Origin of the sequence: Carnobacterium sp. (assembly GCF_032094055.1) — a bacterium.
Classification (GTDB): domain Bacteria; phylum Bacillota; class Bacilli; order Lactobacillales; family Carnobacteriaceae; genus Carnobacterium_A.
In genome coordinates this window covers 1-3,728 of sequence record NZ_DAMDAK010000005.1, presented here as the reverse complement: position 1 = coordinate 3,728, position 3,728 = coordinate 1, and the positions used below count along the sequence as shown (strand labels likewise).

General features: G+C 38.4%; 4 protein-coding genes. 1 reads left to right on the top strand and 3 read right to left on the bottom strand.

Annotated features, from left to right (window positions below; all coding sequences use genetic code 11):
* The 3 genes from RT405_RS01465 to RT405_RS01455 form a co-directional block, all read right to left on the bottom strand.
* Window positions 1–1,814 (bottom strand): AAA family ATPase (locus RT405_RS01465; protein WP_313467038.1); only part of this gene is annotated, 1,814 nt, incomplete at its 3' end.
* Between the two features lie 326 nt (window positions 1,815–2,140).
* Window positions 2,141–2,482, bottom strand: a complete 342-nt coding sequence (locus RT405_RS01460) for a metal-sulfur cluster assembly factor (RefSeq protein ID WP_313466958.1) — start codon at window positions 2,480–2,482, stop codon at window positions 2,141–2,143.
* A gap of 84 nt (window positions 2,483–2,566) precedes the next feature.
* Window positions 2,567–3,331 carry a prolyl oligopeptidase family serine peptidase gene (locus RT405_RS01455; RefSeq protein WP_313466956.1) on the bottom strand — a complete coding sequence of 255 codons (765 nt, stop codon included), beginning with the start codon at window positions 3,329–3,331 and terminating at the stop codon, window positions 2,567–2,569.
* A gap of 124 nt (window positions 3,332–3,455) precedes the next feature.
* Here RT405_RS01455 and RT405_RS01450 point away from each other — a divergent pair.
* Window positions 3,456–3,728: HAD-IIB family hydrolase (locus RT405_RS01450; RefSeq protein ID WP_313466954.1), on the top strand; the 273-nt coding region annotated here is incomplete at its 3' end.

Genomic DNA, 3,728 nt, shown 5'->3' with positions numbered 1-3,728 from the left:
CCCAGTGGCCGATTTGGATCTTGCAAGCCAGCCCGTGCGCGAATAACCGCATCTGTTACACTGTCTACTGCCTCATCTTGTCCGATAACGCGTTCGTGTAATGTATCTGCTAGGTGCAACAGTTTTTCTCGTTCACCTTTAACCAATCGTGTCACTGGGATACCAGTCATTCGGCCTACCACTGACGCAATTTCATTCTCAGTAACAGACTCTTGAACCAATCGAGGTGTCTGTTGTTTTTCTTCCGAATTCTCTGCTTCTAATGCTTTTAATTCTTTTTCTAAAGCCGGTATTTTCCCATGCCGTAATACAGCAGCTTTTTCCAAATCATAATTGCTTTCAGCATCTTCTAACTCACGACGTGTTTGTTCGATTTCAGCTCGCTTGTCACGCAATTTGGAAACTTCTTCTTTTTCTGTCTCCCATTTCATTTTCAATAAATTAGCTTCTTCACGTAAATCAGCTAATTCTTCACGCAGATTCTCTAATCTCCGCTTACTTGCTTCATCTTTTTCTTTTTTCAAAGCTGCTTCTTCAATTTCCAACTGCATTAACCGGCGCGTTACTTGGTCCAATTCTGTTGGCATTGAATTCATTTCAACACGAATTGTCGCGCAAGCTTCATCCACTAAATCAATCGCTTTATCCGGCAAGTACCGATCTGTAATATAACGATCAGAAAGAGTTGCTGCTGCCACTAAAGCATTATCATGGATATTAACACTATGGTGAATTTCAAAGCGTTCTTTTAATCCCCGTAAAATACTAATGGTATCTTCGACAGTCGGTTCATCAACTTGTACTCTTTGAAAACGACGTTCTAAGGCCTTATCTTTTTCCATATATAACCGGTATTCATCTAAGGTAGTTGCCCCGATACAATGTAATTCTCCACGAGCCAGCATCGGTTTCAATAAGTTTCCTGCATCCATACTGCCTTCCGTTTTTCCGGCTCCTACGATATTATGAATTTCATCAATAAATAAAATGATCCTGCCGTCACTTTTTTTGACTTCTTTTAAAACTGCTTTTAAGCGCTCTTCAAATTCTCCGCGGAATTTTGCTCCTGCGATCAAAGCACCCATATCTAATGAAAAAATCGTTTTGTCTTTTAAATTTTCAGGAACGTCTTTACGGACAATTCGTTGAGCCAATCCTTCAACAATGGCCGTTTTTCCTACACCAGGTTCACCGATCAAAATAGGATTGTTCTTCGTTTTACGCGATAAAATTCGAATAACGTTTCGAATTTCTTCATCACGCCCAATAACCGGGTCTTGTTTGCCGCTTTTAACCGCTTGAACAAGATCAATTCCGTACTTTTCCAGTGCTTGGTAACTTTCTTCTTGATTTTGCGAAGTCACACGATCGCCGCCTCTCATTTCTTCAATGGCTGTTTTAAGTTGCTTTTCGTTTATCCCGTTTGATAAAAGATACATTGTTAAAACATAATTTTTTAATTTCATTAAAGCCAATAGGACAATTTCTGTAGCCAAATAGTCATCTTGAAAGGATTCGCGCAACTTGTCTGCTTCCGACAATAAGCGGAATAAATTTTGACTCATTGCTTGTCCGTAATTGACTGAACTGCCTTCAATAACAGGTAATTTATCTAACTCTTCATCAATTTTATGTTCAAATTCTGCTGTATCCAGACCAACCGTTTGATAAAAATTGTGGGCAAAACTATCTGGCGCCATAAATACTTTCCATAAATGCACAATGTCTATTTCTTGATGTTGTCTTACTATTGCAATTTGTTGAGCTTCAGCCAACGACTGCTGCATTGTGGTGGTTAATTTTTCACTATCCAAATTCTGCTCCTCCTTTTTGTTCACTTATTTATCTTTATTATATCCTTTTAGTCAGAATTGGTCAAACAAATGTTCTCGCTTTGAAAACTTACCTATTCAATTATTCTATCAAAAAAAGTAGATGCAGCGAGCTTCTTTTTTTCTCTATCCCAACTCTTACTCTAAAGAGGCGGAAAACGTGTGTCAATTATGATGCCTTAAAAATGAATACTATTCTACTTAAGGACTTAATAGAGCGAGTGACCTATTTCTTTGTAAATTAAAAGACTGTTTCTTATCCATAAAATGAATAAGAAATAGTCTTTTAAATACTAACTTTTATGCAATTAACGGATGCCCAATGCAATGCGAGCATAACGGCTCATTTTTGAGGGGTCCCAGACAGGATACCAAACCAATTTAACTTCTGAGGCAGTCACTTCAAGAATCTCTTTCATAGCTGTGATAATGTCATCTGTGATCACATCGACAAGCGGACATCCCATGGTAGTGAGCGTCATTTCTACTACACACAATCCCGTTTCATATAAATAAACATGGTAAACAAGACCTAAATTAACGATATCGATTCCTAACTCTGGATCAATCACTTGTTCTAAAGCAGTCATGATCCGTTCATAAATCTCAGATGCGGCTTCCGGCTCCCACAGTTTAGCTTCATTTTCCATCAGTATTCCTCCTCGTATTTATACGGCTAGTCTACCGGTTCTAACTCAAAAAGTAAATACATTCAGGATGATTTTGTGAAAAAATTATAAATGTTTAGAAAAGAAATCAGACATTTCCACAGAGATTAAATAAGGTACTTTGTGGCCTGCTCCAACGGTAGTCGTCAAACTAACATTGTTAGCATATGGTTGGTCTTTGATGTGCTGATAAAAATCAAACGTCATCTGATACGGTACAAGCTCATCTTTGGTACCGTGCCAAAAATGTACAGGCCGGTTATTAATGGATTCAGGGTGTTCTGCCAATGAAATAGGAGCAAGAGCAGCCAATTCTTTTGTATATGCCGCTTTCTCGTCAGAGGATGCTTCTATTCCTTCAACCCACGTGGAGGATAATAACCATTCAGAAAATGCAATCGGATCGGGGCTGCCCATTAATACAACAGCAGATTTGATCCAGGGAAATTGGGTCAATGCAGCGCACGTTGTTATTCCGCCCATTGAAAGACCAGCTACACCAAACCGATCTGGATCAGAAAGACCAGCTTCGATATAATGGTCTCGAAGTCCTGGCAATTCCTCTAAGCTTTTGGTAACAACATCCCAAAATACAGTTTCTTTTCCTGTTAATTCCTCTTTACTCTTCCGTTCTCCATGTAGATAAGCATCTGGCAGCAACGCTCGATAACCTTTTTTTGCTAATTCGTATCCATTGACCAAGCTGCTTTCTTTGCAGCTGGTCCACCCATGGTAAAAGACCACTGTCGGCAGCTGGTCCATTTCTTGACCGGAAGGAGCAATTTCTAATAAGGGCAAACCTGCTATAGCGGTTGATTTGATTGAGATCATTTTAATTTCCTCACTTTATTAAGCATTTATTTTTTTATTATTTATGGTACAGTAAGAATACAGTGTTTTATTCTTTTTAGTTTAACATAAATTAAACAAGGACAGTAAATAATTGGAGGAACCTATGAATAAAAAATTAATCGCCATTGACTTAGATGGCACTACTTTAAATCAACAATCAAAAATCACTTCTAAAACTCAACGAGTTTTTCAAAAGGCCAAAGAAGCAGGCCACATCATTTCAATAGCCACTGGTCGGCCTTACCGCAACAGTAAATATTACTATTCGCAATTAAAAATGGATACTCCGATGATTAACTTTAATGGAGCTTTATGCCACTTGCCGAATGAAACAAGTTGGTCAGATCGATACCATAAAACGATCAGTCGTGAACTT